A 17,659-nucleotide genomic window follows, 5' to 3' on the forward strand; every position below is an offset into this window, starting at 1 on the left:
GCTGACCCCGTTGCTGCCCGTTGCCCGCCCGGGTAACCGCACCTGGCCCTTGCCCCTGCGGTAATGGGCGGAAAGGGGGCTGGCAGGCGCCTGGCGGGGCGCCACCCGGGAACCTGGATCGCACCGCTGCTGCGGTGGGCGCTGCTGTGCCTGCTGCTGGCCCTGGCGCCGCCACTGGCCGCGGCCCAGGAGGGCGCGCCGCCGCTGCGCGATTACGCCATCGACGTGTGGACCTCGCGCAACGGGCTGCCGCACAACTCGCTGCGCGACATCGCGCAGACCCCGGAAGGGCACCTGTGGTTCGCCACCTGGGAAGGGCTGGTGCGCTACAACGGGCTGGATTTCACCGTCTTCGACCGCAGCACCCGACCGGGGCTGCCGGACAATGGCATCGGCGCGCTCTACGTCGATCGGCAGGGCGGCCTGTGGATCAGCGATTCGCGCGGTAACGTCAGCTACCGCTCCGGTGATGGCCGCTGGCGGGTCTGGGAGCACGGGCCGAACAGCCCGCAGGTGCTGATCCAGGCCATGCAGATGGACAGCCAGGGCCGCTTGTGGCTGCTGTACGAAGGCAAGGGCCTGGGCTACCTGACCCCCGACGGGGGCATGGTGTTCGAGACCCCGCCGCCGGGCCTGCCGGTGGCGATGAGCTTCACCAAGCTGGTGGTGGACGCCCAGGACCGGGTGTGGATCGGCACCCTGGACGGCCTGCTGCTGCGCGACACCGACGGCGACCTGAAGCGCGCGCCGCCGGGCTGGGGCGTGGGCAGTGGCCTGTCCTGGCCGTACCGGGCGCCCGATGGCGCGCTGTGGATCGTGGCCGGTGAGCGCCTGTACCGGGTGGAAGATGACCGCCTGGTGCTGGTGCACCGCCTGCCCGGACAGCTGCACATGACCGCCATGCTGCAGGACCGCCACGGCGATATCTGGCTGGGCACCGAGAACCAGGGGCTGCTGCGCATTTCCGCGCACGGCATGGAGCGCCTGCCGGCCGGCCTGAACCTGCCGGGCGGGCGCGTGGTCAGCCTGCGCGAGGATGCCGAAGGCAGCATCTGGGTGGGCGCCAATGGCGGCCTGTACCGGCTGCGCGAAACGTTGTTCAGCAGCTACACCGAGCGCGATGGCCTGAGCGGCGATTACGTGCGCACGGTGTTCGAGGACCGCGACCGCTGCCTGTGGGTGGGCAGTGCCAGTGGCCTGGACGTGCAGACCGATGATGGGCACTTCCGTGCCATGCCGCTGCACAACCGCGGCGGCAAGGCGCCGTCGGTGCTGAGTCTGGCGCAGGGGCCGGACGGCGACCTGTGGGTGGGGACCTTCGGCGACGGCGTGTACCGGCTGGATGCGCAGGGCCAGCTGCGGCACAACTACGATGCGGCCGACGGCATGCCCGGCGGCAACATCCGCGCGATCAGCGTAGGCGCCGACGGCGTGGTGTGGGCCGGCACGCAGAAGGGCGTGGTCTCCATCGAGGGCAGCCATGTGCAGGTGTCACGCGTGCCGGGCATGCCCAGCGGCCTGATCACGGCGCTGGAGCACGACCACCAGGGCAACCTGTGGATCGGCACGATCGAAGGCATCCATGTACTGCGCGGCGGCAAGGTGCAGCGCATCGACCTGACCGCGCTGGGCGGCGGCCGCAGTGTGTTCGGCTTCCGCCAGATCGGCGAAGCCATGTGGATCAGCAGCGACCGTGGCCTGTACCGCTGGCAGGGCGGGCGCCTGTCGCGCGTGGGGCTGGAACAGGGCATGCCGGTGGATACGGTGTTCCAGCTGGTGCCCGACCGCCTGGGCAATGTCTGGGTAAGCAGCAACCGCGGCGTGCTGCGGACCGACATGGCCACCCTCAACGCGGTGGCCGATGGGCGCGCACCGCGGGTGTCGGTGGAGCGTTACAACGAGATCGATGGCATGGCCAACGCGCAGGCCAATGGTAGTTCCGGTCCGTCGGCGATCCTGCGCCAGGACGGCACCTTCTGGGTGGTGACCGCCGGCGGCCTGAGCACGGTCGACCCGCAACGCCTGCAGCGCTTCCGCGAGCGCCCGGCGCCGCCTGCCGCCATCGAAAGCGTGCAGGTGGATGGCGTGCCGGTGCACTGGGAAGGCACCGACCACAATTCCATTCCGGGCGGGCGCCGGCTGGCGGTCAGCTTCGTTGGCCTGAGCTACCTGATGTCCGACCGCATCCGCTACCGCACGCGGCTGGAAGGGCTGGACCATGGCTGGGTGGAACGCGGTGCCCAGCGCAGCGTGGAATTCATCGGCCTGCCGCCGGGCGATTACACCCTGCATGTATCGGCCGCGCATCCCGGCGGCGCCTGGGGCCAGCAGGAAGCGGTCTGGAGCTTCAGCGTGCAGCCGTTCTGGTGGCAGCGGCACAGCGTGCAGGCGCTGATCGCCCTGTTGCTGATTGCCGGGCTGGTGGCCCTGTACCGGTTCCTGCTGCAGCGCTACCGCACCAGCAACCTGCGGCTGGCCCAGCGCGTGGATGAGGCCACCTTCGATCTGCAGGCACAGACCGTGCACCTGCAGGCGCTGAACCAGGAAAAGACCGAGCTGGCCGAGCGCCTGGCGCGGCAGGCCGAAGCATTCGAACGGCAGGCGCGCGAGGATGCGCTGACCGGCCTGGCCAACCGCCGTGGTTTCGATGAAACGCTCGCGCGCGACTTCGCACGTGCCCAGCGCAGCGGCCACCCGATGTGCCTGGTGGTGCTGGACATCGACCACTTCAAGGACGTGAATGACACCTACAGCCACAGCATCGGTGATGCCGTGCTGGTGGAAGTGGCGCAGTTGATCGCCGCGGCCAGCCGCGATTCCGACCTGCCGGCGCGTACCGGTGGCGAAGAGTTCGCGCTGCTGCTCAACGACACCCGGCTGGAAGAAGCCGCGCAGCTGTGCGCGCGCCTGCGCGGCCTGTTCCACGACCATGCCGACTGGGCAGGCGTGCCCGCGCTGCGGGTGACCTTCAGTGCCGGCCTGGTGGAACTGGCGGCGGACGACCGCACGCCGGCCCTGCTGTACCAGCGCGCCGACCGCGCGCTGTACCGCGCCAAGAGCGACGGCCGCGACCGCACCAGCATCGGTTGATGCCCATCCACAGCCCGGTGGGCGGTGGGTGCGGACCGTTGGTCCGCACGACCGATGCATTCATCCACGCATGGCGTGGATCTACTGCACTTTGTTTTTCTGATGTTTCCGTGGCGGGCACAGGAAACTGTCCGTGGCCGGGCGGGTGGGCTGCGCAGGGGCGTGAGCCGCATGGATGCGGCGACCGAGCTTACAGGGACGTACTTGCAGCGTCCCCTGCGCAGTCCACCCGCCCGGCCCAGCCCAAGCGCTGCCGCGCGCGCCGCGAGGGGCGCCGCCGTTGGCTGTTTATCGCGGCCAGGCGTTGGCGATGGTGCAGAACAGCCGTGCGGTCTGTTCGGTGTCGTACACCGCGCTGTGCGCTTCGTTGGCGTCCCAGCCCAGCCCGGCGGCATTGGCAGCGCGTGCCAGCACGGTCTGCCCGTAGGCGATGCCGGCCAAGGTGACGGTGTCGAACACGCTGAAGGGGTGGAAAGGATTGCGCTTGTGGCCGGTGCGGGCCACCGCCGCGTTGACGAAGCCGAGGTCGAAATGGGCGTTATGCCCGACCAAGATCGCGCGCTGGCAACCGTACTTCTTCATCGCTGCGCGCACCGGGGTGAAGATGTGGTCCAGCGCGGCCTTTTCTTCCTTGGCCAGGCGGAACGGGTGGTCCAGGATGATGCCGGTCACTTCCAGCGACTTCGGATCGATCTCCAGGCCTTCGGCGGGAACCACGTGCGCGCTGGCGGTCTGGCCGGGGTAGAGCAGGCCGTTCTCGTCCATCTCGATCGGCACCGCGGCGATTTCCAGCAGCGCATTGCGCTGGCTGTCGAAGCCGCCGGTTTCCACGTCCACCACCACCGGCAGGAAGCCGCGGAAGCGTTGCGACATCGCGCGCTGCGCCGGCGGTGCTACGGAAACGGGTGCGGCGTCAGGTGCGGGGGTGGGGTCATTCATGCGCGGATTCTAGCAGAGCGACCCTGAGCGCCCGGCCACGCAGTGCGTGACCGGCGCGCTGCAGACAGGTCAGCGACGTGCCAGCACGACGTCGGCGATGACGCCGGTGGCCACGGCAATCAGCACGTAGCGGCCGTCCACCTTGCGCCATTCCTGGCCGCGGGCCGGGGCACGCAGGCCATGGTGGCGGTAATCGCGCACGTATTCACCGCGATGGTCGTGGGCGAGCTTGTGGCCGCGACGCGGCGGATCGCGACGGTCGTCGTGGTGATCCTTGTGGCCATGGTGGTCGTCGCGGCCACCGGCGCCGTAGGGGGCGGCCATGGCGGGCGAGATGGCGGTGGCCAGCAGGGTCAGCGAAAGGGTGGCGGCAATCAGGCGCTTCATGGGGCAACTCCGGGGGAAGGACGTGGTCGTCGAGGCCACGGATCCAGCATCGGATTTTTTTCATGAATAGGCGATTAAATCGGCCGTTTCTGCGGTTTCGGTGCGTATCGGCGTGTAACGTGTGCGACCTGGCCGACCCGGATTCCGGTAGGTGCCAACCTTGGTTGGCCAACCGCGTGCCAACCAAGGTTGGCACCTACCGATCTGCAGCGCCCCAGCGTGCCATCCACGCATCCAGGCTCAATTGTCCCGCACCGCTGAACAGCAGCGGCAGCAGCATGGCCATGAACAGCACCGGCAGTTTGAAGTTGCCAAAGCCCTGGTCGCTGATCGCATAGCCCATCGCCAGGTCTGCCAGCGAATCCCAGTGCATGGGCCAGTGCACGGCGTAGGTGGCAACCGCGGTCAGCACCAGCAGGCTGGCCGCCGCGAAGCGGGTGCCAAGGCCGAGCAGCAGGCAGGCCGCGCCGACCAGTTCAAACCAGGTCGCCAGCTGCCAGTTCACGCTGGCCGGCAGCTGGTCGAACGGAAACGGAAAAGCGTGCTGCAGTTCGGCGAACCAGTTCTGGCCCTGCAGCTTTTCGCGGCCGGATTCGAAATACTCCCAGGCCAGCAGCAGGCGCAGGCCCAGCGGGGCCAACCACGGGCCGCAGCGGTCCAGCTGGCCGCGCAGGGCGGCCAGGGGCGAGGTCTTCATCGGGGAATCTCCTTGGGCGGGTCAGGCCACGGTGGGCAACGGGCCGATCACGCCGGCCTGCAGGAACTGCTGCAGCAGGTGGGTGCCAGGTTCGATCAATGCACCGGCGTCGAGCTGGTGCAGGCCGGCCAGCTGCTGCAGGTGCTGCTGGCCGGTCGCGCCTGGCGCCTCGGCGATCCGCATCAGCAGGTGCGCGGCCAACGGACTGAGCTGGGCAAAGCGCACCACGCCGTCGGCATCGCGGCGGACCAGCAGCCCGGTAGGTTCGGCGGGCACTTCGGCAGGGGCATCATCGCTACTCAGCCGGTGCACCGGCCAGGCGTACAGCAGCGGCCAGGCCAGCGCCGAACAGCGCAGCGGCACCTGCATCGGGTCAATGCCGCTGGCCGGAGGCAGCGGGTCGGCTGCGCGCTGGTAAAGCTCGGTTTCCACCCATTCGTAGTGCGCCAGCTCGGCCAGCGCGGGGTGGGGCAGCTGCGGCTGCGCCTGCAACCATTGCACGAACTCGGCCGCCACCGCGGTGAACAGCGGCGTGCGCGCGTGATGGTGCGCGAAGTAGTGCCGTACCAGGTCGGCCCAGGCCGGTTCCCCGAGCAGGCGCACGCAGACCGGGAAGCCATTGCCGAGCAGGCCCAGCAGGTTGTTGAACAGCAGCCGCTGGTACACCGCTACCCGTCGCGGATCCAGGTCGGCGGGCGCGGGTACGTGCTGCGGGTCGCGCAGGTGCGCTGTGAAGGCATGCTGTTGCGCGCGCAGGATGGTGGGAGCGTCAGCCATTGGCGGCCTCGCTGGCACCCGCCTGGAGGCGGCGGATGGTGTGCAGTTCGCCCTGCAGTTCGGCATAGGGCGGGAAGTTGAAGTCGCGCTCGAGCAGGGTGGGGCGCGGGCCGAAGCGGGCATAGCTGCGTTCCAGCAGCGCCCACACCGGGTCGATCACCGCGCTGCCGTGGGTATCGATCTTCAGGTCCGGGGCCTCGTCCAGGTGGCCGGCCACGTGCAGGCAGACGATGCGCTGCGCCGGCAGGCCTGCGATGAACGCGTCGGCATCGTAGCCATGGTTGCAGGCATTGACGTACACGTTGTTGACGTCCAGCAGCAGGTCGCAGTCGGCCTCGGCCAGCACGGCGTTGGTGAAGGCCAGCTCATCCATCGCCGGCTGCGGGGCCAGGTAATAGGACACGTTTTCCACCGCAATGCGGCGGCCCAGGATGTCCTGCACGCGGGCAATGCGGGCGGCGGTATGGCGCACGGCTTCATCGGTGAAGGGAATCGGCAGCAGGTCGTACAACTGGCCTTCGTCGCTGCAGTAGCTCAGGTGCTCGCTGTACAGCGGCACGCGGTGGCGATCGAGGAAACGGCCGACCAGCTGCAGCAGCTGGGTGTCCAGCGCAGCACTGCCACCCAGCGACAACGACAGGCCGTGGCAGCTCAGTGGATGGCGCTGGGCCAGTTCATCCAACGCCTCGCCGGCAGGGCCGCCCACGTTGATCCAGTTTTCCGGCGCGCACTCCAGGAAATCGAAATCGCCGGCCGGGGCATCGCGCAGGTCCTGCAGCAGCGCCCGCCGCAGGCCCAACCCGACGGCTGCCGCGGGCAGCGGCAACCGTGGGTGGACGACGCTGGCCGCAGCGTCAGTGCTTGCCACCGCACTTGCCTTCGCCGCACTTGCCTTCGGCGGCCTTCTTGCCGGCCTCGGTCTTGGCCTTGCTGTCGGCGGCGGTACCGGCAGCGGCCTTGCCCTTGTCACCCCCGCACTTGCCTTCGGCGCTCTTGCCGTCCGCGCCGCACTTGCCTTCGGCGTGCTTGGCGGCATCGGCGGCCTTGGCGTCGGTGGCCTTGGCATCGCCGGACTTGGCCGCCTGGCCGGCCACCAGATAGCCCTGGGCAAGGTCGGTCATGCTCAGGGCCGAAGCACTGGCAGTCACGCCCAGGCCTGCGGCCAGGGCAGTGGCGGTCAGCAGGGACAGGGTCTTGTTGGAACTGCTCATCGGTCGTACTCCTTGGGTGGTGGGCGGCTGCCCGGGGTGAAACGATGGTGCAGCGATCCTACTCAAGGAATCTTCGCCGAAAGCTAAAATTTTCGTGAGGAGTGGCGTGGATCCACTCGCGCGCGAGGTCGGGGTCGGATCCCTTTCCGCAGGAAAGGGTGCTGACCCCTCATCCACGCATGGCGGGGTGGGGCACGGGCCATCCACGCATGGCGTGGTGGGGCGCGGGGCATCCACGCATGGCGTGGATCTACCGGGCGGGTGGGGCGCGGGGCATCCACGCATGGCGTGGATCTACCGGGCGGTGAGGCGCGGGGCATCCACGCATGGCGGGGTGGGGCACGGGGCATCCACGCATGGCGCGTGCGGCAGTAGATCCACGCCATGCGTGGATGGGCCGCCGGGAAACCCGCAAAAAAAAGCCGCTGTCACATCGACAGCGGCGCCTTGGACCCCACTTCAGTGTTGCACTGCGGGATCAGATTGCGTCGGTGCTGGAAGTCTCGTCGCGCTTTTCACGCGGCGGCAGCGGCTGTTCGCCATGCACCAGGAACCACACGTTCTCGGCGATGTTGGTGGCGTGGTCGCCCACGCGCTCCAGATTCTTGGCCATGAACAGCAGGTGGGTGCACGGGGTGATGTTGCGCGGGTCTTCCATCATGTAGGTCAGCAGCTCGCGGAACAGCGCGGTGTACTGCGCGTCCAGGCGGGCGTCGTCCTGGCGCAGTTCCAGCGCAGCGTCGGCATCGTTGTCGCGGTAGGCGGCGATGGCGCGGCGCACCTGCTGCGCGGCCAGGCGGCCCAGCGCACGCAGGCCCTGGATCTGCGGCAGCGGCGGCACCTTGCCCAGCGCGATGGAACGCTTGGCCACGTTGGCGGCGTAGTCGCCAATGCGCTCGATGTCGGCCGGAATGCGCAGGCCGGCCAGGATCTCGCGCAGGTCGCGGGCCATCGGGCCACGCAGGGCCAGGCGCATCACGTCGTGGCTGATCTGCTGTTCCAGTGCATCGATGGCTTCATCGTTGGCGATGATGCGATGGGCGGCGTTCTCATCGCGCTTCTCGATCACGTCCATCGACGCTTCGAGCTGGGCGACGGCCATCTCGCCCATGCGCACGATTTCGGCCACCAGGCGCTGCTGCTCTTCGTCGTAGCTCTTGACGATATGGTCGTTGGGAAGATTCATGGTCTGCAATCCGGGTAGAGCCAGGCCATGCCTGGCTGGGACATATGGCGAAGGAGCGGCGTCGATCAGCCAAAACGACCGGTGATGTAGTCCTCGGTCTGCCGCTGCGACGGCTGCGAGAAGATCACTTCGGTGCGGTCGTGTTCGATCAGGTCGCCCAGGTACATGAAGGCGGTGTAGTCGGACACACGCGCGGCCTGCTGCATGTTGTGGGTGACGATGACGATGGTGTACTCGTGCTTGAGTTCTTCCACCAGCTGTTCGATGCGGCTGGTGGAGATCGGGTCCAGCGCCGAGGTCGGTTCGTCCAGCAGCAGCACCGACGGGCGCAGGGCCACGGCACGGGCGATGCACAGACGCTGCTGCTGGCCGCCGGACAGGCCCAACGCGCTCTGGTTCAGCTTGTCCTTCACTTCGTCCCACAGCGCGCCCTGGCGCAGGGCCTGTTCGACGCGGTCGGCCATGTCGGCCTTGCTCAGCTTTTCGTGGTGGCGGATGCCGTAGGCCACGTTCTCGAAGATGGTCATCGGGAACGGCACCGGCTTCTGGAACACCATGCCGACCTTGCTGCGCAGGCGGTTCATCGGGTACTTCGGCGACAGGATGTTCTCGCCGTCCAGCAGCACTTCACCGCGCGCTTCCAGCTTCGGGTACAGCGCGTAGATGCGGTTGAAGATGCGCAGCAGGGTCGATTTGCCGCAGCCGGAGGGGCCGATCAGCGCGGTCACGCGCTTTTCCGGAATTTCCAGGTTGATGCCCTTCAGGGCATGGAACTTGTCGTAGTAGAAGTCCAGTCCGCGCGCGGCAAGCTTGACCGGAGCCGGCGTGTGCAGGCTCTCGTGCGAGGACGGCACGGCGATGCGCTGCATCGGCACGGCGTTGGAAAGGTCGTTCATGGCGGTATCCACGGAAAGGTCAGTCATGGGAGATACGGTTGCGCAGCAGGATGCCGCGGGCGGCAAGGCTGACCAGCAACACGAAGACAGTCAGCACCAGGGCGCCGGCCCAGGCCAGCACCTGCCAGGATTCATACGGGCTGCCGGCGAACTGGTTCATCACCACCGGCACCGAGGCCATCGGCTGGAACACGTTGCTGTTCCAGTACTGGTTGCCGAAGGCGGTGAACAGCAGCGGCGCGGTTTCACCGGAAATGCGGGCCAGGGCCAGCAGGATGCCGGTGATGATGCCGGCCGATGCACTGCGGTACAGCACCTGCACGATCACCTTCCACTGCGGGATGCCCAGCGACAGGGCCGCTTCACGCATCTGCGAAGGCACCAGGCGCAGCATTTCGTCGGTGGTGCGCACCACCACCGGCAGCACGATGAAGGCCAGCGACAGCGCACCTGCGAAGGCGGAGAAGCTGCCGCCGGTCTGCATCACGTACAGGGTGTAGACGAACAGGCCCAGCACGATGGACGGTGCCGACAGCAGGATGTCGTTGACGAAGCGGACCACGGTGCCGGCCTTGCGGGCGTTGCCGTACTCGGCCAGCCAGGTGCCGGCCAGCACGCCCAGCGGGGTGCCGATGCCGATCGCCAGCGCACACATCACCGCGCTGCCGAAGAAGGCATTGGCCAGGCCGCCTTCCTGCATGGGCGGCGGGGTCATCTTGGTGAACAGATCCCAGTTGATGCCGGCCAGGCCCTTGGCGGCCAGGGTGAACAGGATCCAGCCCAGGAAGAACAGGCCGAACAGCGCAGTGGCGCAGGACAGCGCGATGGCAACGACGTTGCCGACGCGGCGGCGCAGGTACAGCGAATCAGCGGTGGTGGACATCAGTTGCCCTCCTTGCGGGACAGGCGCATCAGCATCAGGCGGGCGATGGCCAGCACCACGAAGGTGACGATGAACAGGACGAAGCCGAGCAGCAGCAGCGCCGAGCGGTAGGTTTCAGTGGCTTCGCCGAAGTCATTGGCGATCAGCGCGGCGATGGTGGTGCCCGGTTCCAGCAGCGACGGCGACAGGCGCACGCTGTTGCCGATCACGAAGGCCACGGCCATGGTTTCGCCCAGCGCACGGCCCAGGCCCAGGAAGATGCCACCGATCACCGCCGAGCGGGTGTAGGGCAGCACGATGTCCCAGCTCACTTCCCACTTGGTGGAACCCAGCGCATAGGCCGACTCCTTCAGGCGGGTGGGCACGGTCAGGAACACTTCGCGCATCACCGACGAGATGAAGGGAATGACCATGATCGCCAGCACGAACCCGGCGGTGAGCATGCCGATGCCCAGCGGCGGGCCCTGGAACACCGGGCCGATGATCGGCCACTCGCCCAGGGTTTCATTGAGGAACGGGGTCACGTACTCGGTCATCACCGGCACCAGCACGAACAGGCCCCACATGCCGTAGATGATCGAGGGAATGCCCGCCAGCAGTTCGATGGCGGTGCCGACCGGGCCGCGAAGCCAGCGCGGGGCGACCTCGGTGAGGAAGAAGGCGATGCCGAAGCTGACCGGTACGGCGATGACCATCGCGATGAGCGCGGTGACCAGGGTGCCGTAGATCGGGGCCAGCGCACCGAACTTGTTTTCGACCGGGTTCCAGTCGGAAGAGAAGAAGAAGCTCAGGCCCTGCATCTGCAGGGCGTGGCGACCACCCCACAGCATCGACAGCGCGGCGCAGGCCAGGGCGATCAGGACGAAGATGACGGTGCCGACCAGCACCCATCGGAACAGTTTGTCGTTGCGGGCATCACGCGTGTCACGCGTGGACGGGGCGGCTACAGGCTGGGCGATGGCATTCATGGGGACGGCAGGGCCAAGAAAGGGCGGGGCGGCACGGCGTGGTAGAGACGGTGCCCGCACGCGGCGGGCACCGTCGGGTCCATCACTTCAGCTCGGTGCCCCAGTAGGCCTCGATCTGCTTGACCAGCTCGGCCGGCAGCGGCACGTAGTGCAGCTCGTTGGCCTGGGCCTGGCCGTTCTCGAAGGCCCACTTGAAGAACGCCAGGGCGTCCTGGTTGCGCTTGGCATCCTTGGGCTGCTTCTGCATCAGCATGAAGTTGGTGGCGGTGATCGGCCACGCCTGCTCACCCGGCGCATTGGTGATGACCAGGTTGAAGTCCTTCGCGCTGGCCCAGTCGGCGCTGGCGGCAGCCGCGGCGAAGGTTTCAGCGTTCGGCTGCACCCAGGTGCCGGCTGCGTTCTGCAGGGCGGTGTAGGGCATGGCGTTCTGCAGCGCGTAGGCCAGTTCGACGTAGCCGATCGAACCCTTGATCTGCTTCACGTACGAGGCCACGCCTTCGTTGCCCTTGCCACCCACGCCGTCCGGCCACTGCACCGAGGTGCCTTCGCCGACCTTGGTCTTCCACTCCGGGCTGACCTTGGACAGGTAGTTGGAGAAGTTGAAGGTGGTGCCCGAACCATCCGAACGGTGGACCAAGGTGATCTTGCCGTCCGGCAGGGTCACGCCCGGGTTGGCGGCGGCGATGGCCGGGTCGTTCCAGGTCTTCACCTTGCCCAGGAAGATGTCGGCCAGCAGGGCGCCGGTCAGGCGCAGCTTGCCGGCTTCCAGGCCTTCGATGTTCACCACCGGCACCACGCCGCCGATGGCCGACGGGAACTGGGCCAGGCCGGCCTGGGCCAGTTCGTCGCTGGCCAGCGGCTTGTCCGACGAACCGAAGTCGACGGTACCGGCCTTGATCTGGGCGATGCCGCCACCCGAACCGATGGACTGGTAGTTGATCTTGGCGCCGGTGGCGGTGTTGTAGTCAGCCGACCACTTGGACACCAGCGGGAAGATGAACGAGGCGCCGGCGCCGGACACTTCAGCGGTCACCTTGTCGCCGGCGGCGGCCGGGGCGGCGGCGCTGTCGGCGGCCGGCTGCTGCGCGGCCTGCTTGTCGCCACCGCAGGCCGACAGGCCCAGGGCGATGGCCAGGGAAAGGGCGGCGAGGCCGGCCGAGTGCAGTTTCATGGTCACTCCATAGCGGGGTAGAGCCGACACCGTCGGCGGATGCGGCTATGAAATGATGTTTTTGTTACAGCCGTATGACGTCCATGACAGAGGTGTCGGACATCACGTTCTGACGGGGCTTACACGGGGTGCGCGACCGCCGCGGGAGGGCCCGCGGCCCGCATATTGCGCGGGCGCAGCCTTCGTAGAGTCGAGCTTGCTCGACTGCCTTTCGCCTTCGTAGAGTCGAGCTTGCTCGACTGAACATCCATGCCAGTCGAGCAAGCTCGACTCTACCCACCCGGGCCCACAAACAGAAAGGCGCCGGACCCGAAGGTCCAGCGCCCGTTGGGGCCGGCGGGGGAGAGAGGACCCGCCGGCCCCCGTTCCTGCGGGGGAACGCCTTGCTACGCCACTCAGTACTTCAGGTTCTGGGTCCAGTAGGTTTCGATCTGCTTGACCAGGGTGCCCGGCAGCGGCACGTAGTCCAGCTGCTTGGCCTGTGCATCACCGTTCTTGTAGACCCAGCGGAAGAATTCCTGGGTGGCCTTGGCGCCGGCCACGTTCTTCGGCTGCTTGCGCACCAGGATGAAGTTGGTGGCGGTGATCGGCCACGCTTCGGCGCCCGGGGCGTTGGTCATGACCAGGTAGAAGTCCTTGGCGCTGGCCCAGTCGGCGCTGGCGGCAGCGGCCGAGAACGAGGCGTCGGACGGCTGCACGATCTTGCCGGCGGCGTTCTTCATCGCCGCGTAGGACATCTTGTTCTGCAGCGCATAGGACAGTTCGACGTAGCCGATGCCGCCCTTGATCTGCTTCACGTAGGCGGCCACGCCTTCGTTGCCCTTGCCGCCGATGCCGGCCGGCCACTGCACCGAGGTGCCTTCACCAACCTTGCTCTTCCACTCCGGGCTGACCTTGGACAGGTAGTTGACGAAGTTGAAGGTGGTGCCCGAGCCGTCCGAACGGTGGACGATGGTGATCTTGGCGTTGGGCAGGGTCAGGCCGCTGTTCAGGGCAGCGATGGCCGGGTCGTTCCAGGTCTTGATCTTGCCCAGGAAGATGTTGGCCAGGGTCGGGCCGTCCAGCTTCAGCGCGCCCGGGGCAACACCGGCCACGTTGATCACCGGCACCACGCCGCCGATCACCGACGGGAACTGGGCCAGGCCGGCGGCCGCCAGTTCTTCCGGCTTCAGCGGGGCATCGGACGAGCCGAAGTCCACGGTGGCCGCCTTGATCTGGGCAATGCCGCCGCCCGAACCGATCGACTGGTAGTTCACCTTCTTGCCGGTGGCGGCGCTGTAGTCGGCCGACCACTTGGACATGACCGGGTAGATGAACGATGCGCCCGCGCCGGTCACATCGGCGGCATTGGCGGCAAACACGGACGATGCGGCCAGGATGGCGACAGCGGCGCGCGACTTGAAGGCGTGGATCACGGGAGAGACTCCTGGGGTGGTCGAAGGGCGGCTGCCCGACGTTTCGGTGCACATTCCATAACGGTTGCGTGACACCCCGGCGTCTGTCACATGACGCATCCATGACAGCGTGGGTGGCGGTGGCCGCAACAAAAAAAGGCACGGCCGAAGCCGTGCCTTGGGTACGCGCAGCGCGGGCGCCGCGGCGCTCGCCGCTTACCAGAAGAACTGGGCGCGGGCTTCCAGGATGTTCGGATCGTCATTGACGAAGCCGCGGGCGCTGGAGCTGTACTTCTTGCTGTCCACCATCACGTAGTTCAGCATCAGCTTGAAGTTCGAACGCCAGTACCAGTTGGCGCCGACGGTCCAGATGTCCATCTTGCCGCCCAGCACGCCATCGACGATCGGCGGACGGCCGGCCACCGGGTTGGCACTCAGGTTGCCGTCGTTCAGATCCATGTGGTCGTAGCGCACGCCCAGCTGCCACTGGCCGCTGGCCGGGTTGTCCGGCAGGCCGGTGCCCGGGGTGCCGCCCTTGTAGCTCCAGGTTTCGCCGGTCACGTTCCACACGCCGCTGACGTAGTAGCCGTCGCTGGTGTAGTTGTCGTGGTCATAGCGCTTGGCCTTGCTGCTGTAGTACTCGGCCTGGGCCTTGAACGGGCCCTGGAAGTACATGGCTTCGGCGCCGACGGTGCTGACGCGGTCGGTGTCGGTCATGTTGCCGCTGTCGACCAGGCGCGCGGTGGCCAGGTCGGCGTTGGGACGGGCACGCACGCGCAGGGTGTCGGCGTCGGCGTCGTAGTCCACATAGCTCAGGCCGAAGTGCAGCACCTGGCCCTTGTCGTTGATCGGCGCCCAGGTACCGCGTGCGCCGTAGCCGCTGCCGTGGGCCAGGTTGCGGGTCAGTTCGCGGCCGAAGGCGCTGGCGGTGACCGACCAGTTGTCCTGGCCGTAGCTGTACGCGCCACCCAGGCGACGGGCGACGGCGTAGGTGTTGGTCACTGCGGCCTTGGAAATGAAGTCGTTGTTCTTGGTGCTGGACAGTTCTTCCAGGCTGTTGGGCTGCTTGAACTGGCCCAGCTGCAGGAAGTGGCTGCTGTTGCCGGCCAGCTTGTACTTCACGTTGGTGTCCAGGAACTTGTCGGCCTTGGCGTCGTAGCCGACTACCCATTCCACGTTGCCCGGGCCCTTGCCCTTCAGCACCAGCTCGGCGCGGCGCAGTTCGAATTCGCTGTCCTTGCCGTTGCCGGCGTCACCGCCGTTGAGGTCCACGACGTCATTGTCGAACCAGTTGCCGTCGGCCTGGACCAGGCCTTCGAAGGTGATTTCCGAACCGCCGATCACATCGATGGCGACTTCAGCGTGGGCAGCCGGCACATACAGCGCAGCAGCCACGGCCACCGTCAGGAGTTGGTGATGCAGTTTCATGGGAAGGAGCCTTGCAGGCAGGTGGGAAGATGCGCGCAGGCTAGAAGGTGAAGATTGCGTAAATGTGACAGTTCACGCACAAGTACACGCCCCGCCACGGCAGGGCCTGCCGATGTAAACGGTTGCGTGTGACGCTGCGGTTGCGCCCCGATTGCAGTAGATCCACGCCACGCGTGGATGCTTTTCGGTGGCGGGTCAGAGCCCTTTCTGCGAAAGGGATCCGACCCAGGGTGTGCCCCGATTGCCGTAGATCCACGCCACGCGTGGATGCTTTTCGTCGGCGGGTCAGCGCCCTTTCTGCGAAAGGGATCCGACCCAGGGTGTGCCCCGATTGCAGTAGATCCGCGCCATGCGTGGATGCTTTTCGGCGGCGGGTCAGAGCCCTTTCTGCGAAAGGGATCCGACCCGGGGTGTGCCCCGATTGCCGTAGATCCACGCCACGCGTGGATGCTTTTCGTCGGCGGGTCAGCGCCCTTTCTGCGAAAGGGATCCGACCCAGGGTGTGCCCCGATTGCCGTAGATCCACGCCACGCGTGGATGCTTCTGCGCGGCGGGTCAGAGCCCTTTCTGCGAAAGGGATCCGACCCGGGGCGCGCCCCGATTGCAGTAGATCCACGCCACGCGTGGATGCTTTTCGCTGGCGGGTCAGAGCCCTTTCTGCGAAAGGGATCCGACCCTGGCACGCCCGCCTACGCGGGGGTTTTTTCCTTGAACCGGCACAGATCGGCAATCACGCAGCCCGGGCAATCCGGTTTGCGTGCCTTGCACACATAGCGCCCGTGCAGGATCAGCCAGTGGTGCGCATCCAGCAGGAACTCGGCCGGAATGGCCTTCACCAGCCGGTCCTCGACTTCGCGCACGTTCTTGCCCGGGGCCAGCCCGGTGCGGTTGGCCACGCGGAAGATGTGCGTGTCCACCGCCATCACCGGCTCGCCGAACGCGGTGTTGAGCACTACGTTGGCGGTCTTGCGGCCCACGCCGGGCAGGGCTTCCAGTGCGTCGCGATCGCGCGGCACTTCGCCGCCATGCTTTTCCAGCAGGATCGCGCAGGTGGCGATCACGTTCTTCGCCTTGGCGTTGAACAGACCAATCGTGGCGATGTACTTCTTCAGGCCTTCCTCGCCCAGTGCCAGGATCGCCGCTGGGGTATTGGCGACCGGGAACAGGCGGCGGGTAGCCTTGTTCACGCCCACGTCGGTGGCCTGCGCGGACAGCGCTACCGCCACCAGCAGCTCGAAGGGCGTGCTGTATTCCAGTTCGGTCTTCGGGTGCGGATTGAGTTCGCGCAGACGGGTGAACATCTCCACCACGTCGGCGCGCGGCATCACGCTGCCGCGGCGCGCCGGTGCGCGCGGGGTCTTCTTCGCCGTGGCCATTACTGTTCCTTGCCTGCCGCGCGTGCCTTGGCCCGGGCCAGGATGGCAGCCGCGGCGGAGGGCAGGGCGGGTTTCACGTCCGGCGCCGGTGCCGGCATGCGCCGTGCATCGCGCTCGGCTTCGCGGCGGGCCAGGCGCACGGCACGGTCGCGATAGCGCTCGCGTGCGGCCCAGGCGCGCTGCAGCTGCTGCTGGGCGTGCAGCAGGCGCTGCGCAAGTTCGGGGTGGTCGGGCAACAGGCGCGCATCGTCTGCGCTGGCCACGTAGTCCATCAGGCCTGCCTGCAGCGCACCATCGAGATCGTCTGCCTGGACCCGGGCAAACAGCTGCACGGGGTTGGGTCGGGATGCCATGGCGTCAGCGGTTCTGGAAGGCCGGCGGGCGCCGCTGCAGGAACGCGCTGGTGCCTTCGCGCATGTCCTCGGTGGCGAACAGCAGGCCGAACTGCGCGCTCTCGTATTCCAGACCGGATTCCAGGCTGCATTCGCCCCCCACGTGTACCGCGTCCAGCAGGCCACGCAGGGCCAGCGGCGCCGACTGCGCCAGTTGCCGCGCCACGGCCTGCACGCGCGCGTCCAGCGCATCGGCGGGCACCACTTCGTTGACGATGCCCAGCGCCAGCGCACGGGCGGCATCGATCGGGGTGCCCAGCAGGCACAGTTGCAGGGTGGCGGCGCGGCCGCACAGGCGCAGCAGGCGCTGGCTGCCGCCGAAACCGGGAATCAGCCCCAGATTGATCTCCGGCTGGCCGACCTTGGCGGTATCGGCCGCGATGCGCAGGTGGCATGCCATGGCCAGTTCCAGCCCGCCGCCCAGTGCGAACCCGTTCACCCGGGCGACCACCGGCTTGGGCATGCGCTCGATCTGCCGCATCAGCTGCTGGCCCAACAGCGAGAAGTCACGTCCCTGAACCGCGCTGAGCGTGTTCATTTCCGCGATATCGGCCCCGGCCACGAAGGCCTTGGGGCCGGCCCCGGTCAGCACCACCACCCGCACCGAAGGCTCGGCCGCCGCGGCGCTGAATGCCTGCGCCAAAGCCTGCAGGGTGGCCGCGTTCAGTGCATTGAGCTTCTCCGGGCGCTGCACGGTGAGGGTGCGGACGGCACCGTCGTCGGCCACGGTAACGGGGTGCTCGGCGGGGGCTGGGGCCACGGAAGACTCCTGAAACGTTAAAAAAAAGTGAGATTGAACTCTTGAAACGCAGACAGGTCATAGCCTGCGTGGTCAGTGGCGGTTCCACCTTATGGCCGCTATCC

Annotated in this window: 17 protein-coding genes; 1 reads left to right on the top strand and 16 read right to left on the bottom strand. The window is 67.4% G+C overall.

Annotated elements, in window-relative coordinates; genetic code table 11:
- The first annotated feature begins 63 nt into the window (after positions 1–63).
- On the top strand, positions 64–3,090 hold the full coding sequence (locus C1930_RS07015; protein ID WP_108771390.1) for a ligand-binding sensor domain-containing diguanylate cyclase: 3,027 nt from the start codon (positions 64–66) through the stop codon (positions 3,088–3,090).
- Positions 3,091–3,378: 288 nt separating this feature from the next.
- On the opposite strand, the gene rnt is transcribed toward C1930_RS07015, so the two are convergent.
- The 16 genes from rnt to C1930_RS07095 all read right to left on the bottom strand — a co-directional run bounded on the left by rnt (position 3,379) and on the right by C1930_RS07095 (position 17,555).
- Positions 3,379–3,963 carry a ribonuclease T gene (gene rnt, locus C1930_RS07020; protein WP_012510544.1) on the bottom strand — a complete coding sequence of 195 codons (585 nt, stop codon included), beginning with the start codon at positions 3,961–3,963 and terminating at the stop codon, positions 3,379–3,381.
- Positions 3,964–4,098: 135 nt separating this feature from the next.
- Positions 4,099–4,416 (bottom strand): RcnB family protein, encoded by a 318-nt coding sequence (locus C1930_RS07025; RefSeq protein WP_108755798.1) that lies wholly within the window; start codon positions 4,414–4,416, stop codon positions 4,099–4,101.
- A gap of 196 nt (positions 4,417–4,612) precedes the next feature.
- A complete protein-coding gene (locus C1930_RS07030; RefSeq protein ID WP_108771391.1) occupies positions 4,613–5,113 on the bottom strand; it encodes a DoxX family protein in 501 nt (166 codons plus the stop codon).
- A gap of 21 nt (positions 5,114–5,134) precedes the next feature.
- A complete protein-coding gene (locus C1930_RS07035; protein ID WP_108771392.1) occupies positions 5,135–5,890 on the bottom strand; it encodes a putative DNA-binding domain-containing protein in 756 nt (251 codons plus the stop codon).
- A complete protein-coding gene (locus C1930_RS07040; RefSeq protein ID WP_108771393.1) occupies positions 5,883–6,758 on the bottom strand; it encodes a DUF692 domain-containing protein in 876 nt (291 codons plus the stop codon). Before C1930_RS07040 ends, C1930_RS07035 begins: the two co-directional genes overlap by 8 nt.
- Entirely contained in the window at positions 6,745–7,101 is a 357-nt protein-coding gene (locus tag C1930_RS07045; RefSeq protein WP_108761637.1) for a hypothetical protein, read from the bottom strand. The genes C1930_RS07040 and C1930_RS07045 overlap by 14 nt, the downstream gene beginning before the upstream one ends.
- Before the next feature lie 478 nt (positions 7,102–7,579).
- Positions 7,580–8,287, bottom strand: a complete 708-nt coding sequence (gene phoU / locus C1930_RS07050) for a phosphate signaling complex protein PhoU (RefSeq protein WP_108752631.1) — start codon at positions 8,285–8,287, stop codon at positions 7,580–7,582.
- Positions 8,288–8,352: 65 nt separating this feature from the next.
- Entirely contained in the window at positions 8,353–9,183 is an 831-nt protein-coding gene (gene pstB / locus C1930_RS07055) for a phosphate ABC transporter ATP-binding protein PstB (protein WP_108757682.1), read from the bottom strand.
- 19 nt (positions 9,184–9,202) lie between these two features.
- Positions 9,203–10,066 (bottom strand): phosphate ABC transporter permease PstA, encoded by an 864-nt coding sequence (gene pstA, locus C1930_RS07060; protein ID WP_108755802.1) that lies wholly within the window; start codon positions 10,064–10,066, stop codon positions 9,203–9,205.
- On the bottom strand, positions 10,066–11,034 hold the full coding sequence (gene pstC / locus C1930_RS07065; RefSeq protein ID WP_108749106.1) for a phosphate ABC transporter permease subunit PstC: 969 nt from the start codon (positions 11,032–11,034) through the stop codon (positions 10,066–10,068). Before pstC ends, pstA begins: the two co-directional genes overlap by 1 nt.
- An 82-nt stretch (positions 11,035–11,116) precedes the next feature.
- Positions 11,117–12,205 carry a phosphate ABC transporter substrate-binding protein PstS gene (gene pstS / locus C1930_RS07070; protein WP_108755803.1) on the bottom strand — a complete coding sequence of 363 codons (1,089 nt, stop codon included), beginning with the start codon at positions 12,203–12,205 and terminating at the stop codon, positions 11,117–11,119.
- A 395-nt stretch (positions 12,206–12,600) separates the two neighbouring features.
- Positions 12,601–13,620 carry a phosphate ABC transporter substrate-binding protein PstS gene (pstS, locus tag C1930_RS07075; protein WP_108771394.1) on the bottom strand — a complete coding sequence of 340 codons (1,020 nt, stop codon included), beginning with the start codon at positions 13,618–13,620 and terminating at the stop codon, positions 12,601–12,603.
- A gap of 195 nt (positions 13,621–13,815) precedes the next feature.
- Positions 13,816–15,027: an OprO/OprP family phosphate-selective porin gene (locus tag C1930_RS07080; RefSeq protein WP_108755804.1), complete on the bottom strand. Its 1,212-nt coding sequence runs from the start codon at positions 15,025–15,027 to the stop codon at positions 13,816–13,818.
- A 689-nt stretch (positions 15,028–15,716) separates the two neighbouring features.
- Positions 15,717–16,403, bottom strand: a complete 687-nt coding sequence (gene nth, locus C1930_RS07085; RefSeq protein WP_108755805.1) for an endonuclease III — start codon at positions 16,401–16,403, stop codon at positions 15,717–15,719.
- Positions 16,403–16,756: a hypothetical protein gene (locus C1930_RS07090; RefSeq protein ID WP_108761642.1), complete on the bottom strand. Its 354-nt coding sequence runs from the start codon at positions 16,754–16,756 to the stop codon at positions 16,403–16,405. Before C1930_RS07090 ends, nth begins: the two co-directional genes overlap by 1 nt.
- 4 nt (positions 16,757–16,760) lie before the next feature.
- Positions 16,761–17,555 carry an enoyl-CoA hydratase-related protein gene (locus C1930_RS07095; RefSeq protein WP_199912413.1) on the bottom strand — a complete coding sequence of 265 codons (795 nt, stop codon included), beginning with the start codon at positions 17,553–17,555 and terminating at the stop codon, positions 16,761–16,763.
- Positions 17,556–17,659 lie beyond the last annotated feature (104 nt).

The sequence above is a fragment of the Stenotrophomonas sp. SAU14A_NAIMI4_8 genome, assembly GCF_003086695.1.
In the GTDB taxonomy this organism is placed as follows: Bacteria; Pseudomonadota; Gammaproteobacteria; order Xanthomonadales; family Xanthomonadaceae; genus Stenotrophomonas.